Consider the following 15,320-nt stretch of genomic DNA (forward strand, 5'->3'; position numbering starts at 1 on the left):
TCGAGCGTCGCCGTCGCCGGGAGCACAGTCTGTCGCGAACGCCGGCATGGGGTGTAGCCGAACGTCTTGCGCGGCCCGGTGCCTTTTGTCGAGCATCCGCTAGGCCGCGGCTGCGGCGCTGGCGCCGTCAGCCGCGCGCCGGCTCAGCCATGCACGCCGTCGATCTCCACCGCCAGCTCGTTGCGGCAGATCACTGCGTGCAACAGCAGGCGCGGGACGCGGTCGCCGAAGCGGGCGTCGAGGGCGTCGGCGACCAGCGGCAGGTCGGCCGCTTCGCGGACGTAGACCTTCAGCCGGGTGCCGTCGCCGAACTGTGCCGGCAGGTCGGGGGCGTGGCTGCGTGCGGCGGCCAGCAGTGCGTCGAAGTTGGCGAAGGTTTCCTCCAGCTGCGCCAGCAGCTGGCCGCTGTGCATCGAGGCGTGGCCGACCACGCTGGCGGTGCCGGACAGCAGCAGCGGCATGTCGCTGCCGGCCGGCGGCAGCATCGCGCGGGCGAAGCTCGGCGATTGCGGGCCGTACTGGCGCGGGTAGCGGTAGGCGCTGACCTGGCGCGGGTTCTCCAGCGGCGTGCCGGCCTGCGCGGCGGCCAGCCAGTAGATCTGGATCACCCGCGCGTCGTCGCAGCGACCGACCGCGGTGGCGGCCGGGAGCTGGCTGGGGTCGAAATCGCCCAGCCCGCGCGCGCGGCCGACGCAGAACTGGCGGTAGCGCTCGCGGTCGCCGCTGCCCAGGGTGATCGCGTCCAGGTAGTTCCAGATGCGCAGCAGGCGCGGAGTGGCGCTGCCGGCGACGAAGGCGGTGATCTGCGCGTAGGCCAGCGCCGAGGCTTCTTCGATGTCCAGCGTCTGCTCGTCGATCTCGATCACGCCGAACTGCAGGCGGCCGTCGCTGGCCCAGGCGATGTCGCCGTCGCGGCCGCTGCGCACCGGCGCGTCGGTGCGCCAGATCTCGAGCATGCGCGGGCCGTGCGGTTGCAGCGGCACGCGCAGGTAGCGCGGATCGTCGTGATGCGGGGCGTCGTTGCCGAAGCCGAACACGGCCAGTACCCGTTCGTCGCGCAGCAGGTCGCCCGGATCGGTTTCGGCGACGTAGTCCACCTCCAGCTGCGGATGCCGCTGGTCGTGGGGCGGGAACTGCGGGTGCGGCCGGCTCATGCGTTGTCTCCGTGCAGGGTGTCGCCTTGGAACTGTTCGCGTGCCTGGCGGCGACGATGGCGCCAGGCACTCCATGCGCGCGGCAGCATCGATACCGCGGACATGGCGTAGATCGCGCGGAACACGCGCAGCCGGCGGATCACCGCGCGGTTGTCGAAGACGTCGCCGGCCAGCATCGCCACCACCGCCTCTTCCACCTGCAGCACGTTGCGCGGATGCGCGAACAGCTCGCGCATGGTGGGCGAGGTGAAGCGGTAGATGAACCACTTGAATTCGTCCAGGCCGCGGCGCAGGTGTTTCTCCAGGCCGCGCTGCAGCCGCGCCTCGCGCGCCGGATCGCGCAGCGCCGCGTCGACCATCGCCGCGCCGCGCTCGGCGCTGTGCATGGCCAGGTACACGCCGGAGGAGAACATCGGGTCGACGAAGGCGTAGGCGTCGCCGAGCATCAGCCAGCGCGGCCCGCTCATGCGCGTGCACTCGTAGGCGTAGTTGCCGGTGGCGTGCACCGGCGCCACGCGCTGCGCGCCCTGCATGCGCGCGGCCACGTCCGGGTTCAGCGCCAGGGTGCGCAGCAGGAACGCCTCGCTGTCGCCCTGGCGGGTCTTCATGTACTCCGGGTAGCACACCGCGCCGACGCTCATCACGTCGTCGGGCAGCGGGATCAGCCACATCCAGCCGTGCGGATGGCGGTAGATACTGATGTTGCCGGCGTCCTCGCCGGGGCGCCGCGCCACCCCGCGGAAGTGGCTGAACAGCGCTGCCGACTGGTGCTGCGCGTTGGCGCGCTTGAGCTTGAGCTTGTTGCCGAGAAAGGTATCGCGGCCGCTGGCGTCGATCAGGTAGCGCGGGCGGAACGTGCGCACGCCGTCGGCGCCGCGCGCCTGCACCAGCGGCCGCTCGCCGTCCAGTTGCACCGCCTCGACCTTGACGCCCTCGTGCAGCTCGGCGCCGGCGGCGCGGGCGTGCGCGAACAGGACCCGGTCGAACTCGGCGCGCGGCACTTGGAACGCGTAGTCCGACTGCGCGCCCAGCGCCCGCGCGAAGCGGAAGGTGTTGTAGCCGCCGGCGTCGTTGGGGAAATCGGCGCCGAGCTTGAGCACGCCGATCGCGCGCACCTGCTCGAGCACGCCCAGCCGTTGCAGGATCGGGATGTTCATCGGCAGCAGCGATTCGCCGATGTGGAAGCGCGGGTGGTGGTCCTTCTCCAGCAGGGTCACCTGCCAGCCCTTCTGCGCCAGCAGGGTCGCCGCGGCGCAGCCGGCCGGGCCGCCGCCGATCACCAGCACGTCGGGCGTTTCCGCCGCGGCGGCCTGCGGCGTGGCGGGCGAGGGCGCGGGCGCGCGGGCGGGAGCGGTGGAATTCATCCTGAAAAACCTGCGGCGGACATGTAAGACGAGCGTCATGATAGCTTGCCGGCCAGGGTCGGACAGTTGCGCCGCTGCGCCCGATGCACCATCTTGTCGCACCTGTCCTCACCGCCTGGAAGCCCCTGGATGTCTTCGCAAACCGCCGCCGAACGTGAACTGGCCGAGCTGCTGGTCGAGAGCCTGAACCTGGAGGACGTGCAGCCCGGCGACATCGATCCGGAGGCGCCGCTGTTCAACACCGGGCTGGGCCTGGACTCGATCGACGCGCTGGAACTGGCGCTGGCGATCAGCAAGCGCTACGGCTTCCAGCTGCGCTCGGACAACGACGAGAACCGCCGCATCTTCGCCTCGCTGCGCGCGCTGTCGGCGCATGTCGAAGCCAACAAGACCAGCTGATCCGGCCGACGCCGCGCCGTGGGCGCTGGCGCTGAGCGTGCTGCTGGCGCTGGCGTATTCGCCGCTGGCGCATTGGGCCAATGCCGCGCACCGTTCCGACCTGGCCGTGCTGGCCGGCGCGGCGCTGGTGCTGATGCTGCTGGTGGAGCCGATGGCGCGGTGGCGGCCGTGGGCCTGGGCGCTGGCGTTGCTGGCGCTGGCGGCACTGGTGCCGCTGTGGCGCTCGCCGCACGCGCTGCTGCTGCTGGCCGCGCCGCCGGTGCTGTTCACCGCCTGGGTGGCCTGGTTCTTCGGGCGCAGCCTGCAGCGTGGGCGCATTCCGCTGATCTCGCGCATCGTCGAGGCGCTGTATCGCCAGGCCGGGCTGCCGCTCACCCCCGCGCAGCTGCGCTACACGCGCCGGTTGACCCTGGCGTGGGCGCTGCTGCTGGCCGCCATGACCTTGCTGAACCTGGTGCTGGCGCTGTGCGCGGTGCCCAGCGGGGTGCTGGCGCAGCTGGGGCAGGCCTCGCCGCTGCCGATCGCCGACGCGCACGCCTCGCTGATCGCCAATCTGCTGGGCTACGGGGTCATCGGCGGCTTCTTCGTCGGCGAGTACTTCCTGCGCGGGCGCTGGTTTCCGCAGCGTCCCTACCGTAATCTGCCTGACTTCCTGCACCGGTTGGCGCGGCTGGGGCCGGTCTTTTGGCGCGATCTGTTGCGCTGACGCGCGCATCGCGGGGGCAGAGGGTTGTGCAGATCACCAAGGAAAAACTGAAGATGCCGCAGGCAGGGATGCCGTCGCGCATGGCCTGGGCCGTGTGGAACGCTTTGCAACTGCTGTTCACCCTGAGCTTCACCGGGGTGGGCATCGTCGTGGCGCTGGGCCTGTTGCTGCTGTTCGGGCCGCGCCTGCCGCTGCGCATGGGCGCGCGGGTGTGGGCGCCGGTGCTGTTCTTCGGCGCCGGGGTGCGGTTCGAAGTGGAAGGCCAGGAGCGGGTGGACTGGTCGCGCAACCACCTGTTCGTCAGCAACCACCAGTCGATCATCGACATCTGCGCGCTGTTCGCGGCGCTGCCGGTGCCGCTGCGCTTCCTGCTCAAGGACGAAATGCTGCAGGTGCCGTTCGTGAGCTGGTACGCGCGCGCCACCGGCATGCTGTTCCTGGACCGCGACAGCCGCCGCGCCGGGGCCATGGTCCGGCGCCAGGCCGCGGCCCTGCTGGGCAAGGGCCAGGACCTGTGCCTGTTCCCGGAAGGCACCCGCAGCCGCAGCGGCGAACTGGCCGAATTCAAGGCCGGGCTACTGCAGGCCGCTATCGATGCTGGCGTGGACGTGGTGCCGGTGGCGTTGGACGGGGCGGGCAAGGTGCTGCCGTCGACCAGCCTGTTCCGGGTCCGGCCCGGGGTGATCCGGGTGCGGATCGGCGCGCCGATCAACGTGAACGGCGCCGATGGCCCGCTGGACCGGCAACAGCTGACCCAGCGCGCGCACCAGGCCGTCCGTGCCATGCTCGAACCCAGGATCTGAGTCGCTACCCCTATGGATTTCGTCGTACCGCATGATCATCCCAGCCTGCCAGGGCACTTCCCGGGCCACCCGGTGGTGCCCGGCGTGGTGGTGCTGGACCACGTGTTGCAGGCCGTGGAGGCCGCGCATGGCGCGCGCGGGCCGCTGCGCCTGCCGCAGGTGAAATTCCTGCAGCCGCTGCTGCCCGGGCAGCCGGCGCGCGTGGAACTGGACGGGGCGGCGCCGCGCTGGCGCTTCCGCGTGCGCCGCGGCGAGGACCTGCTGGTCAGCGGCGAGCTGGTCGCGGACGCGGCGCCATGAGCGCCAGCTGGAAGCACCGCCCGGAAGGCGGCGGCCGGTTCGCGCTGTGGCTGATCCGCAGCATCGCCCGCTACGGCGGCCGCGCCGTCGGGCGCCTGCTGCTGTATCCGATCACCCTGTATTTCCTGCTGGTGCGCGGCCCGGAACGGCGCGACTCGCGCGACTACCTGAGCCGCGTGTTCGATCGCCCGGCCACGCTGCTGGACGTGGCCCGGCACATCCACACCTTCGCCTCCACCATCCTGGACCGGGTGTTCATGCTGTGCGGGCAGATGCACCGCTTCCAGGTCGACATCCAGGGCCTGGAGCAGTTGCACGCGCAGATGGACCGCGGCCGCGGCGTGCTGATCTTCGGCTCGCACCTGGGCAGCTTCGACGCGCTGCGGGTGCTGGCCACCGAGCGTCCCGACGTGCAGGTCAAGGTGGTGCTGGACAAGGCCCACAACCCGGCGATGACCGAACTGCTGGGCGCGCTGAACCCGCAGCTGGCGGCCAACATCATCGACGCCGGCATGGACAGCACCTCGATCGTCATGGCGATCAAGCAGGCGGCCGACGAAGGCGCACTGGTCGCGCTGCTGGTGGACCGGCCGCGCCCGGAAGACCCGGCGCTGCCGGCCGCGTTCATCGGCCAGGGCGCGATGTTCCCGACCTCGCCGTGGCTGATCGCCGCGGCACTGAAGGTGCCGGTGGTGCTGGCGTTCGGCCTGTACCGCGGCGGCAACCGCTACCAGCTGGTGTTCGAGACCTTCAGCGAAGGCCTGGACCTGCCGCGGCGGCAGCGCGCGCCGGTGCTGGCGGCGCTCATCCGCGATTACGCCGCCAGGCTGGAACATTACACGCGCTCCGCGCCGTACAACTGGTTCAACTTCTACGATTTCTGGAACAACCGCCATGCCGATGCGTCGCACCTTGCCGTGGATGCTGATACTGCTGTGCAGCGCCGCACCGCTGTGCGCCGCGCCGCCTGAGCCGCTCGACCCCGACTGGATCCTGCAGAAGCTGGCGCGGCCGGCCCCGGTCAGCACCGATTTCGTCGAACTGCGTGGCTCGGCGCTGCTGAAGGCGCCGCTGCGGGTGCAGGGCCAGTACCGCCGCCCGGACAACGCCACCCTGGTGCGCGAAGTGACCGCGCCGTACCTCGAGACCACCACCCTGCGCGGCGGCGACGCCACCCTGGAGCGCGCCGGCAAGGCGCCGCGGCGCTTCTCGCTGGCGCGGGTGCCGGAACTGGCCGGCCTGCAGAACGGCTTCGGCGCGCTGCTGTCCGGCGACCGCGCACAACTGCAGCAGCACTACACGCTGAGCAGCAGCGGCACGCGCGAACGCTGGCAGCTGCAGTTGCAGCCCAAGGACGCGGCACTGGCCGCGCAGGTGCGCAGCCTGCGCCTGTACGGCCGCGGCGCCGAGCTGCGCTGCATCGAGACCACTCCGGCCAAGGGCGACGTGCAGCGCACCCTGCTGGCCGGCGCCGCGCGCGACGCGGCCAGCCTGGCCGAGACCGAGGCGCTGACCGCGCTGTGCCACGGCGACGCACGTTGATGCCGCCCGCCTGCGATAACGCGCGGCGGCCCGCGCCGCGCGCCGCCGCGTGCGCTGCCCCGCTGCTGGACCTGCGCGCCATTGCCGGGCCGCATCGATGAAACGCCAACTGAGTTCGAAAGCGCGTATCTCGCTGGCGCTGCTGTGGCTGGCGTTGCTGGCCGGCGGCGGCTGGTGGCTGGGCAACGTGCTGCAGGTGTCAGGCGACTTGCGCAAGTTCATGCCCGAAGCCCAGACCCCCGCGCAGAAACTGCTGCTCGACGAACTCGGCGAAGGCCCGGGCTCGCGGCTGCTGCTGATGTCGCTGTCCGGCGCCGATGCGCCGACGCTGGCGCGGCAATCGCAGGCGATGCATGCGCAGCTGGCCGCGCAGCGCGACACCTTCGAACTGGTCGCCAACGGCGCCGATGCCGGCCTGGACGCGATTCCCGAGCGCCTGCTGGCCTACCGCTACCTGCTCAGCGACAGCTTCGATGCGCACCCGCTGGACGCGGCGACGCTGGCCGACGCGCTGCAGGCGCGGCTGCAGGACCTCGGTTCGCCGGCCGCGGCGATGGTCGAGCCGCTGCTGCCGCGCGACCCGACCCTGGAAGTGCTGCACCTGGCCGAAAGCCTGCAGCCGGCCGGCGGCCCGCAGCAGCGCGAAGGCGTCTGGTTCGACCGCGCTGGCAAGGACGCGTTGCTGGTCGCGCAGACCCGCGCCGCCGGCTTCGACCCCACCGGGCAACAGCGCGCGGTGGACGCGATCCACGCCGCCTTCGCCAAGGCCAGCGCCGGCACCGCCAGCCGCCTGACCCTGACCGGGCCCGGCGCGTTCTCGGTGGAGATCGGCGGGCGCACCCAGAACGAGGCGCAGTGGATCGGCATGCTGGATACGCTGGGCCTGGTCGTGCTGCTGCTGGTCGCCTACCGCAGCTGGAAGATCCCGGTGCTCGGCGTGCTGCCGCTGGCCAGCGCCGGCCTGGCCGGACTGGGCGCGGTGGCGCTGCTGTTCGACGGCGTGCACGGCATCACCGTGGCGTTCGGCTTCACCCTGATCGGCGTGGTGCAGGACTATCCGATCCACCTGTTCAGCCATCAACGCCCCGGGCTGGATCCGCGCGCCAACGCGCGCCACCTGTGGCCGACGCTGGCCACCGGCGTGGTCTCTACCTGCATCGCCTACGTCACCTTCCTGTTCTCCGGCGTGGACGGCCTGCGCCAGCTGGCGGTGTTCACCATCGCCGGGCTGCTGGTGGCGGCGCTGACCACGCGTCTGCTGCTGCCGGCGCTGATCGATCCTTCGCCGCGCGACCATGCCGATTCGCCGGCGCTGGCGCGGCTATGGCGCGGCATCGCCCGCCTGCCGCGGCCGCGCTGGTCGCTGCTGCCGCTGGCGCTGGTCGCGGCGGCGGTGATCGCGTTCGCGCCGGGCCCGTTCTGGCAGAACGACCTGTCCAAGCTGACCCCGGTGCCGGCCGACGGCCTGGCCCGCGACGCGCACCTGCGCCAGGAACTGGGTGCGCCGGACGTGCGCTACGTGCTGGCGCTGCCGGCCGCGTCCGCTGACGCCGCGCTGGCCGCCTCCGAGCGGCTGCGTCCGCGCCTGGACGCACTGGTGGCGCGCGGCGAGCTGGCCGGCTACGACATGGCCGCACGCTACCTGCCCAGCGCGGCGACCCAGCGGCGGCGCCAGGCGGCATTGCCGGACGCGGCGCAGGCGCAGGCGCTGACCGCCGCCGCGGTCGCCGCCACGCCGTTCCGTGCCGACGCCTTCGCCCCGTTCCTGGCCGACCTGGCGCGCGCCCGCAGCGCGCCGCCGCTGACCGCGCGCGACCTGCACGGCACGCCGTTGGCGACCACCGTCGATGGCCTGTTGCTGGACCGTGCCGACCGCGCCACCGCGCTGGTGTCGCTGACCGGTTTGCGCGATCCGGCGCTGCTGGCCGCCGCGATGCAGGGCAGCGGCGCGCAGTTGCTGGACCTCAAGGACGCGTCCGAATCGCTGGTCGCCGCCTACCGCGGGCGCGTGCTCGGCGCGCTCGGCATCGCCGCGCTGCTGCTGGCGCTGACCGTGGCGATCGCGCTGCGCACGCCGCGCCGGATCGCGCGGGTGCTGCTGCCGATGGCGCTGACCACGCTGCTGATCCTGGCGATCCTGCGCGGCTGCGGGGTCGAACTGAACCTGTTCCACCTGATCGCGCTGATCCTGGCGGCCGGCCTGGGCCTGGACTACGCGCTGTTCTTCGACCACGCCGGCGACGACCGCGCCGACCAGCTGCGCACGCTGCACGCGCTGATCGTGTGCAGCCTGATGACGCTGCTGGTGTTCGCGCTGCTCGCAGCGTCCAGCATCCCGGTGCTGCGCGCGATCGGCAGCACGGTGGCGCTGGGCGTGCTGTTCAACTTCGTGCTGGCGCTGCTGATCTCGCGCGAGACCGCCAGCGATGCGCCGGCCATCGCGCACCGGGAGCGCGCCGCATGAGCGCGCTTGCGCGCGGACGCGCCGCGATCGCGGCGCTGGTGCCGCACCAGGGCCTGATGTGCCTGTGGGAAGAAGTGGTCGCCTGGGACGCGCAGCGCATCGTGCTGCGCAGCCATGCGCATCGTGAGCCCGAGCATCCGCTGCGCGGCGGCGGCCGCCTGCGCGCGCTGCACCTGTGCGAATACGGTGCGCAGGCGATGGCGGTGCACGGCGGCCTGCTCGGCCGCGCCAGTGGCAAGCCGGTGCGCCCGGGCATGCTGGTCGCGCTGCGCGGCGTGCAACTGCACGTGGCCGATCTGCATGAGTTGCCGGAGGCGATCGAATGCGAGGCCGAGGTGCTGCTGCAGGCCGAGGACAGCCAGCAATACGGCTTCCGCATCGTGCATGGTGCGCAGTTGCTGGCCGAAGGCCGCGCCACGGTGATGCTGGGCGCGGCATAGCGAAGGAATCGCGATCCGGCGCTGCACGGCGCCAGCGGGCGTTCACTGCGCCTGCGGGTCGAAGTAGGCTTCCCAGGACCGGGGCGAGGCCTGCAGCGCCGCGGCCTTGGCGAAATACAGCGATGCGTGTCTGCGCCCGGCGCCGTTGCGCAAGGCCACGCCGAGGTTGAAGCAGGTGTTGCGGTCGCGCGATCCGCGCTCCAGCGCCTGCCGCAGCACCGACGCCGCTTCATCGTGGCGGCCCAGGTCGCACAGCACCGTGCCCAGGCCGGTCAGCAGCTCGGGATCGTGCGGCTGCGTGCGCAGCGCGTCGCGTAGCAGCGCTTCCGCCTCGGCCAGGTTGGCGTCCCAGCGCTGCGGTTGCTGGTAGATCGCCTGCACCAGCGAACGGGCGCGAAGGAGGGCGTTCATCGGGTGATTCCTGAAAGTGGCGTGCGTCGATCGCGACAGGCGCGGCTGGCGCGGTCGCGGGGCATGCTACGTCCGCCGCCATCGTGCTGGCAAAGCGCTGCGCCGCCTGCGCGCGCCGGCGCGTTGCCCGCTACTGACCCGGCCCTCGCCGTGTTCTACGATGTTGCGTCCTGCAACGACGCAATACGGAGCACGTGCGCATGACCGATCCTTCGACGAAACGCCGCGCCCTGGTCACCGGCGGGAGCGGCGACCTGGGTGGGGCGATCTGCCGGCGCCTGGCCGCCGACGGATTGCACGTGATCGTGCATGCCAACGGCAACCTGGCCCGCGCCGCGGCGGTGGTGCAGGACATCGCCGCCGCTGGCGGCAGCGCCGAGGCGGTGGCGTTCGACGTGGCCGACGCCGACGCCAGCGCCGCGGCGCTGGCCGCGCTGCTGGAGGCCGGGTCGATCCAGGTGGTGGTCAACAACGCCGGCATCCACGACGACGCGCCGATGGCCGGGATGCGCGCGGCGCAGTGGCACCGGGTCATCGACGTGTCGCTGCACGGTTTCTTCAACGTGACCCAGCCGCTGCTGCTGCCGATGGCGCGCACGCGCTGGGGCCGCATCGTCAGCGTGTCGTCGGTGGCGGCGGTGCTCGGCAATCGCGGGCAGACCAACTACGCCGCGGCCAAGGCCGCGCTGCACGGCGCCAGCAAATCGCTGGCGCGGGAGATGGCCAGCCGCGGGATCAGCGTCAACGTGGTCGCGCCCGGGGTCATCGAGGGTGCGATGGCCGGCGAGGCGTTCGCGCCGGAGGCGATCAAGCAACTGGTGCCGGCCGGTCGCCCCGGCAAGCCGGAGGAGGTCGCCGCGCTGGTGGGCTTCCTGTGTTCGGACGCGGCCGGCTACGTCAACGGCCAGGTGATCGGCATCAACGGCGGCATGGGCTAGGGCGTGTCATCCATCCCCGAGCAGCTCGCGCCACTGCCGTGCATGCGTGTTCACGTCGGCGCTGACACGGCAGCGTGCACGCGCAAGCGTGGCCTTGCGGGTTGGGCCTGTCAGGCCGCCGGCGGGCACCGCGCGGCTTGACCTGACCACCGGTCAGGCGCTGCGCCACGCAGTACCGGCTGGCGACCTGACAGACCCAACGCGACCTACTCGGGAATGGATGACACGCCCTGGCGGCGCGGCACTTGGAATGCGGGCGGGGCGGGCCTATAGTCGGGTCATGTCCGCCGTGCCTGCCACCAAGAAGCGCCCCAGCCGGATCCCGGGCGGCACGGTTGCGACCGTGTCCCAGCTCAAGGACCGGACCTATGCCGTGTTCACCGGGTCGGGCGTGCGCGTGGACCTGCAGGCGTTCTTCAACAGCGAGTCCGGGCGCCAGGCGGTGAGCAAGGTGGCGCGCACGGTGCGCGGCCGCGTCGAGGCCAAGCGCGCCAAGTAGCCGCAGGGGCAAGGAATGCCTTTCAACCAATTGCTGTTGCCGCTGATCGGCGGCTATCTGTTCGTCAACTTCACCTTCATCACCTCCTACTGGGCCTCGCGCCAGGGCAAGGAGCAGCTGCTGATGGCCTCGGCGCTGGTCGGCATCGTCGCGCTGGCGGCGGCGCGGGTGCTGGCGGTGCTGCTGATGGCCACCGCGTGGGGTCGCGAGGCCTGGCAGTTGCTGCATCTGGTCGCGCCGTATCCGGGCATCGGTACCGCCTTGCTCGCCTTCCTGATCTGCCTGGCGCTGCGGGTGTGGATCAACTGGTTCTGGCCGCGTGACGAGGCGGCGCTGTGGCTGTACGGCACCGGCACCTACAACAGCCTGGAGCGGTTGTTCTTCCTCAGCGTGCTGCGCGTGGAGCAGGTCCGCACCCGCGGCTTCGTCGCCGAGCTGGCGCTGCGCATGCTGTGGCATCCGCCGTTGCGCCTGGGCCGCTGGCTGTCGCGCCTGCTGGCGCCGCGCGCGGCGTCGGACCAGGCCGGGGCGGATGCGCACCCGGCCGACCGCCTGGACGCGCTGGAGACCAGCGACGGCCTGCTCGCGCCGGTGCCGGTGCTGCTGTCGCTGAAGGATCGCAAGGTCTATGCCGGCTGGCTGGAATGGATCCCGCCGCTGCGCGCCGACGCCTCGCCGTACCTGCGCCTGATCCCGGTGTGGAGCGGCTACCGCGATGCGCAGACGTTGCGGGTGGTGGTGACCGAGAACTACTCCGAGGACATCTTCTCCGGTTCCGAACTGCCGGCGGCGAAGGTGATCTCCACCGGCGACATCGCCAATGCCAGCCTGTTCGATCCGGACGTGTTCGATCGCTTCGGCAGCGAGCCGGCGGAGGCGGAGCAGGGCGAACCGGATCCAGACGCCGCGCCGCAAGCGCCGCGCTCGCGCGGCGCCGACGCGGAGTGAGCGCGCCTGTCGCCCGCGCGCGACGCGGCGAGTGCCGGTAGCGACGGTCAAACGCCGTGGCGCTCCACGTGGCGGGCGCCGCCGGTCTCCATCGCCGGACCCTGCGCCGTCCCGGCACGGCGCGCGGACCTCACGCGGCGCGCGCGTACCAGCTGTCGGCCAGCGAGCTCTCGCCGTCCAGCGTATCGGCGAGCAGCGCGTCCAGGCCGTGGTCGTCGATCTGCGGATGCTGCGCGCGCGCCTGGTCCAGCACTTCGCGCGCCAGCCAGCCCATCCGCGCGACGTTCTCGCGCACCCGCGCCAGGAACGCCGCGTCGTCCAGTTCGTCGCGCAGTGCCGCGTTGAGCTGGTGGAACCAGCCGATCAGGTACTGGTCGAGCAGCCGGCCATCGGCCTGCGGCCGGTCCTGCGCGTCGTTGTGGCGGCCCCAGTCGCGCAGCAGCGCCTGCATGCCCAGGTTGAGCTGGCGCGCGTGCGTGAAGTCCGGGCGCAGCCGGCCCAGCATGGACAGGTCGGCGATGCGGTCGGAAAAGTACAGCGGCGCCAGCAGCGCCCAGTAGTAGGTGTAGTCCCAGATCACCTTGACCGGCATCACCTGCGCATCGCCGAACAACGGGTACTGGTCCTGGTACAGGGTCAGGGTGTTCTCGTAGAACGAGAAATACAGCTGCTGGTACAGCTCGGCGTAGGGCGCGATGTTGCGGCCGGCGCGGTCGAGTCCGATCAGTTCGCAGATGTAGGTGTTGGAGATGGCGATGAAGTCGCTGCCCGGTGAATAGAACGGGTCCAGGAACACCCCGGCCTCGCCGGTCAGCGCCCAGCGCTGCGCCGAGAACACCTGCTTGCAGCCGTAGGAGAACTTGCGCAGGAACAGGAAGTCCTGCAGCGCGTGCTGGCTCTGTTCGAGCGTGCGCGCCACCTGCGGCTGGTGCTGGTGCAGCCAGGCCATCGCTTTTTCGTGCGTATTCATCGTCTCCAGCGGATGCATCTGCGCATCGCAGACGATGCCCAGCGAATGCGCGCCGGAGGACAGCGGGATCAGCCAGAACCAGTAGCCCGGCCCGCACATGTGGTTGGTCGAGCGCCAGCGGTCCGGCGGCGTGCAGCGCTGCAGCCAGTCGCTGTCCTGCGACCAGCCGTTGGGGTCGACCAGTCCGTCCACCCGCCACCACACCGCATTGGCGTTGTGCGCGTTGTCCTGGGCCAGGCCCAGCTTGCGCTTGAGCAGGCCGGCGCGGCCGCTGGCGTCCACCACCCAGCGCGCGCGCAGCGTGGCGGCGGCGCCGTCGCGTTCGTAGCGCACCTGGTGGTCGGCGTCGTCCTCGGCTAGGTCGATGCCGCGCACCGTGCAGCCGTCGATGAATTCCACGCCCAGCGCGCGTGCGCGCTCGCCGAGGAAGTTCTCGAAGCGGCCGCGGTCGATCTGCCACGACGGCGTCGGCAGCAGCTGGCTCACGCCCAGTTCGGTGCAGCGGTCGATGTCCTCGCGCCCCTCGGAGAAGAAGAAGCGGAAGCCGAACTTGCGGATCTGTTCGGTTTCCAAATGCTCGCGCAGGCCGAGCACGTTGGCGAAATAGTGCGCGCCGATCTCCACCGAGGATTCGCCGACCTTGAACGCGGCCTCGCGCACCGGGTGCGCGCGCCGTTCCAGCACGCTGATGCGCAGGTCGGGGTCGCGCTGGCGCAGTTGCAGGGCCAGGGTCAGCCCGGCCAGGCCGCCGCCGGTGATCACCACGTCCGCATGCCGCTCGTTCATGTCGTTTCTTCCTTGCCGAAAGGGGAGGGCACCTTGGAAAACTCGCCGGCCGTGTCGTCGATCAGCACCGGGTTGGCGCGGACGCGGCGGTATTCGCGCAGCACGTGGCCGTACTTGCACACCTGCACGACCACGTGCGAGGTGATCTTCCACAGGTCGCGGACCAGGCGGAAATGGCTCTTGCGGAACTCGCAGGTCGGGTTGGCATAGCGCGTCTCGATCGGCACCGCCACCACCCGCGCGCCGGCCTGGCGTGCGGCGGAGATCAGCAGCTGCGCCTCGAACACGAAGCCCTCGCCGGGGACGTCGGGCAGGGTGAACACCGATTGCGGGTACAGGCGCTGCCCGCTCTGGCTGTCGACCAGCTGGAAGCCGCAGGCCCAGGCGATGCCCCAGTCGCCGAAGTCGTTGCCGATGCGGCGGATGGTCGGCTGGCTGGCGCGCTTGCGCAGCCGCGCGCCGACGATCACGCAGCCGGGATGGCGATTGGCCGCGGCCAGCAGGCGCGGGAAATCGGCGGCGCTGTGCTGGCCATCGCCGTCCATCGTCATCACCGCGCGCACGCCCTGGCGTTGCGCTTCGGCGAAGCCGCTGCGCAGCGCGGCGCCCTTGCCGCGCCGCTGCGGGTGGCGGATCAGCGTCACCGGCAGGTCGGCGATGCAGTCGCTGGTGCCGTCGTCGGAGCCGTCGTCGACCACGATCACCCGCGGGCAGTGCGCCAGCGCATCGCCGACCACTTCGCGGATGCGTAGCGATTCGTTCAGTGCCGGGATCAGGATCGCGGCCTCGTCGGCGCGCAGCAGGATGCGGCTCATGCCGTCAGCTCCACGACCAGGCAGCGGCCGCCGCCGGCGTCGAGCACGCAACCGCCGGCGCCGGTGGCCAGCGCGTCGAACAGCGGCAGCATCGGCGCCATCGCGTTGCCGGCGGCATGCCGCGCCAACGCGCCGTTGCCGACGTCGGCTGGGCCGTCGCCCAGGCGCACGCGCAGGCGCGGCTTGCCCGGCAGCGCCGCGGCGCCGAGCACCAGCGCGCCGCCGAGCAGGCCTTCGCTGTGCGAGACGCGGCCGAGCGGGCCGGCCGCGCGGCTGTCGTAGCCGGCCAGCAGCACCGCCGCCTCGCCGGCGGCCAGTTGCGACAGCGCTTCCAGCAGGCCTTGCGCGAAGCTGGCCTGGTGCGCGCTGATTGCGGTCGCCGCGGCGGTGGCGCCGGCGCCGATGGTCCAGTAGCCGGCGGCGGCGTTGTGCACCGAGTTGTGGAACTTGGTCGGCGAGATCGCCAGCGGATCGTCGGCCAGCGTGGCGCACATGTAGTCGGTGATCGCCAGGTCGCCATGGGTGGAGGTGAACACCGACGGCAGCGTGGAAGGATCGCGGCCGGCGTCCTGGCACGCGGCCAGCGCCACTTCCAGCGACACCGCCACGGTATCGGGCGCGCGCCGCCGCTCGTTGGCCGCCAGCAGCTGCGACGCCGGCCGCGCCGGCGTTTCGAGCGTGCCGCCGCTGCCGGCGGCGAAGGCGTGCGCCGCCGCCCATGTCGGCAGGCCTGTGGTCCAGAAGCCGATGCCTTCGATGGTCGCGGTCAACATCGGCGTGC

At 71.8% G+C, this 15,320-nt stretch carries 17 protein-coding genes; 11 read left to right on the forward strand and 6 right to left on the reverse strand.

Annotated features, from left to right (window positions below; translation table 11 throughout):
- Positions 1 to 143 precede the first annotated feature (143 nt).
- Both J2Y70_RS20320 and J2Y70_RS20325 read right to left on the reverse strand, forming a co-directional pair.
- Complete coding sequence (locus J2Y70_RS20320; protein WP_309921785.1) at positions 144 to 1,154, reverse strand: pteridine-dependent deoxygenase; 1,011 nt, start codon at positions 1,152 to 1,154, stop codon at positions 144 to 146.
- A complete protein-coding gene (locus J2Y70_RS20325) occupies positions 1,151 to 2,518 on the reverse strand; it encodes an NAD(P)/FAD-dependent oxidoreductase (RefSeq protein WP_309921787.1) in 1,368 nt (455 codons plus the stop codon). The genes J2Y70_RS20320 and J2Y70_RS20325 overlap by 4 nt, the downstream gene beginning before the upstream one ends.
- A 129-nt stretch (positions 2,519 to 2,647) precedes the next feature.
- Between J2Y70_RS20325 and xanC the strand changes: the two genes are divergently transcribed.
- The 8 genes from xanC to J2Y70_RS20365 all read left to right on the forward strand — a co-directional run bounded on the left by xanC (position 2,648) and on the right by J2Y70_RS20365 (position 9,172).
- Positions 2,648 to 2,917 (forward strand): xanthomonadin biosynthesis acyl carrier protein XanC, encoded by a 270-nt coding sequence (gene xanC / locus J2Y70_RS20330; protein ID WP_003470209.1) that lies wholly within the window; start codon positions 2,648 to 2,650, stop codon positions 2,915 to 2,917.
- Positions 2,892 to 3,623 carry a ketosynthase gene (locus tag J2Y70_RS20335; protein ID WP_309921790.1) on the forward strand — a complete coding sequence of 244 codons (732 nt, stop codon included), beginning with the start codon at positions 2,892 to 2,894 and terminating at the stop codon, positions 3,621 to 3,623. Before xanC ends, J2Y70_RS20335 begins: the two co-directional genes overlap by 26 nt.
- 53 nt (positions 3,624 to 3,676) lie before the next feature.
- The gene (locus J2Y70_RS20340; RefSeq protein WP_263398589.1) at positions 3,677 to 4,426 is read left to right on the forward strand and encodes a 1-acyl-sn-glycerol-3-phosphate acyltransferase; all 750 of its coding nucleotides are present in this window, start codon (positions 3,677 to 3,679) and stop codon (positions 4,424 to 4,426) included.
- A gap of 12 nt (positions 4,427 to 4,438) precedes the next feature.
- A complete protein-coding gene (locus tag J2Y70_RS20345; protein ID WP_309921795.1) occupies positions 4,439 to 4,726 on the forward strand; it encodes a hypothetical protein in 288 nt (95 codons plus the stop codon).
- Positions 4,723 to 5,697, forward strand: a complete 975-nt coding sequence (locus J2Y70_RS20350; RefSeq protein WP_263111449.1) for an acyltransferase — start codon at positions 4,723 to 4,725, stop codon at positions 5,695 to 5,697. Before J2Y70_RS20345 ends, J2Y70_RS20350 begins: the two co-directional genes overlap by 4 nt.
- On the forward strand, positions 5,621 to 6,268 hold the full coding sequence (locus J2Y70_RS20355; RefSeq protein WP_309921798.1) for a LolA-related protein: 648 nt from the start codon (positions 5,621 to 5,623) through the stop codon (positions 6,266 to 6,268). Before J2Y70_RS20350 ends, J2Y70_RS20355 begins: the two co-directional genes overlap by 77 nt.
- 97 nt (positions 6,269 to 6,365) lie before the next feature.
- Positions 6,366 to 8,732, forward strand: coding sequence for an MMPL family transporter (locus tag J2Y70_RS20360; RefSeq protein WP_309921801.1), 2,367 nt, complete (start codon positions 6,366 to 6,368; stop codon positions 8,730 to 8,732).
- Positions 8,729 to 9,172, forward strand: coding sequence for a phosphotransferase (locus J2Y70_RS20365; protein WP_309921804.1), 444 nt, complete (start codon positions 8,729 to 8,731; stop codon positions 9,170 to 9,172). Before J2Y70_RS20360 ends, J2Y70_RS20365 begins: the two co-directional genes overlap by 4 nt.
- A gap of 42 nt (positions 9,173 to 9,214) precedes the next feature.
- On the opposite strand, the gene J2Y70_RS20370 is transcribed toward J2Y70_RS20365, so the two are convergent.
- On the reverse strand, positions 9,215 to 9,583 hold the full coding sequence (locus J2Y70_RS20370) for a tetratricopeptide repeat protein (RefSeq protein WP_309921807.1): 369 nt from the start codon (positions 9,581 to 9,583) through the stop codon (positions 9,215 to 9,217).
- Between the two features lie 200 nt (positions 9,584 to 9,783).
- Here J2Y70_RS20370 and fabG point away from each other — a divergent pair, with 200 nt between their 5' ends.
- The 3 genes from fabG to J2Y70_RS20385 all read left to right on the forward strand — a co-directional run bounded on the left by fabG (position 9,784) and on the right by J2Y70_RS20385 (position 11,968).
- Positions 9,784 to 10,521 carry a 3-oxoacyl-ACP reductase FabG gene (gene fabG / locus J2Y70_RS20375; protein ID WP_309921812.1) on the forward strand — a complete coding sequence of 246 codons (738 nt, stop codon included), beginning with the start codon at positions 9,784 to 9,786 and terminating at the stop codon, positions 10,519 to 10,521.
- Positions 10,522 to 10,864: 343 nt separating this feature from the next.
- Positions 10,865 to 11,020: a hypothetical protein gene (locus J2Y70_RS20380; RefSeq protein WP_309921816.1), complete on the forward strand. Its 156-nt coding sequence runs from the start codon at positions 10,865 to 10,867 to the stop codon at positions 11,018 to 11,020.
- Positions 11,021 to 11,035: 15 nt separating this feature from the next.
- Entirely contained in the window at positions 11,036 to 11,968 is a 933-nt protein-coding gene (locus J2Y70_RS20385; RefSeq protein ID WP_309921819.1) for a hypothetical protein, read from the forward strand.
- Between the two features lie 130 nt (positions 11,969 to 12,098).
- On the opposite strand, the gene J2Y70_RS20390 is transcribed toward J2Y70_RS20385, so the two are convergent.
- The 3 genes from J2Y70_RS20390 to J2Y70_RS20400 are packed head-to-tail and all read right to left on the reverse strand — an operon-like array spanning position 12,099 to position 15,312.
- A complete protein-coding gene (locus J2Y70_RS20390) occupies positions 12,099 to 13,724 on the reverse strand; it encodes an NAD(P)/FAD-dependent oxidoreductase (RefSeq protein WP_309921823.1) in 1,626 nt (541 codons plus the stop codon).
- Complete coding sequence (locus tag J2Y70_RS20395) at positions 13,721 to 14,539, reverse strand: glycosyltransferase family 2 protein (protein ID WP_309921826.1); 819 nt, start codon at positions 14,537 to 14,539, stop codon at positions 13,721 to 13,723. Before J2Y70_RS20395 ends, J2Y70_RS20390 begins: the two co-directional genes overlap by 4 nt.
- Positions 14,536 to 15,312: a beta-ketoacyl synthase chain length factor gene (locus tag J2Y70_RS20400; RefSeq protein ID WP_309921829.1), complete on the reverse strand. Its 777-nt coding sequence runs from the start codon at positions 15,310 to 15,312 to the stop codon at positions 14,536 to 14,538. Before J2Y70_RS20400 ends, J2Y70_RS20395 begins: the two co-directional genes overlap by 4 nt.
- Between the last annotated feature and the right edge of the window lie 8 nt (positions 15,313 to 15,320).

The organism is Xanthomonas sp. 1678 (genome assembly GCF_031455575.1).
Classification (GTDB): Bacteria; Pseudomonadota; Gammaproteobacteria; order Xanthomonadales; family Xanthomonadaceae; genus Xanthomonas_A.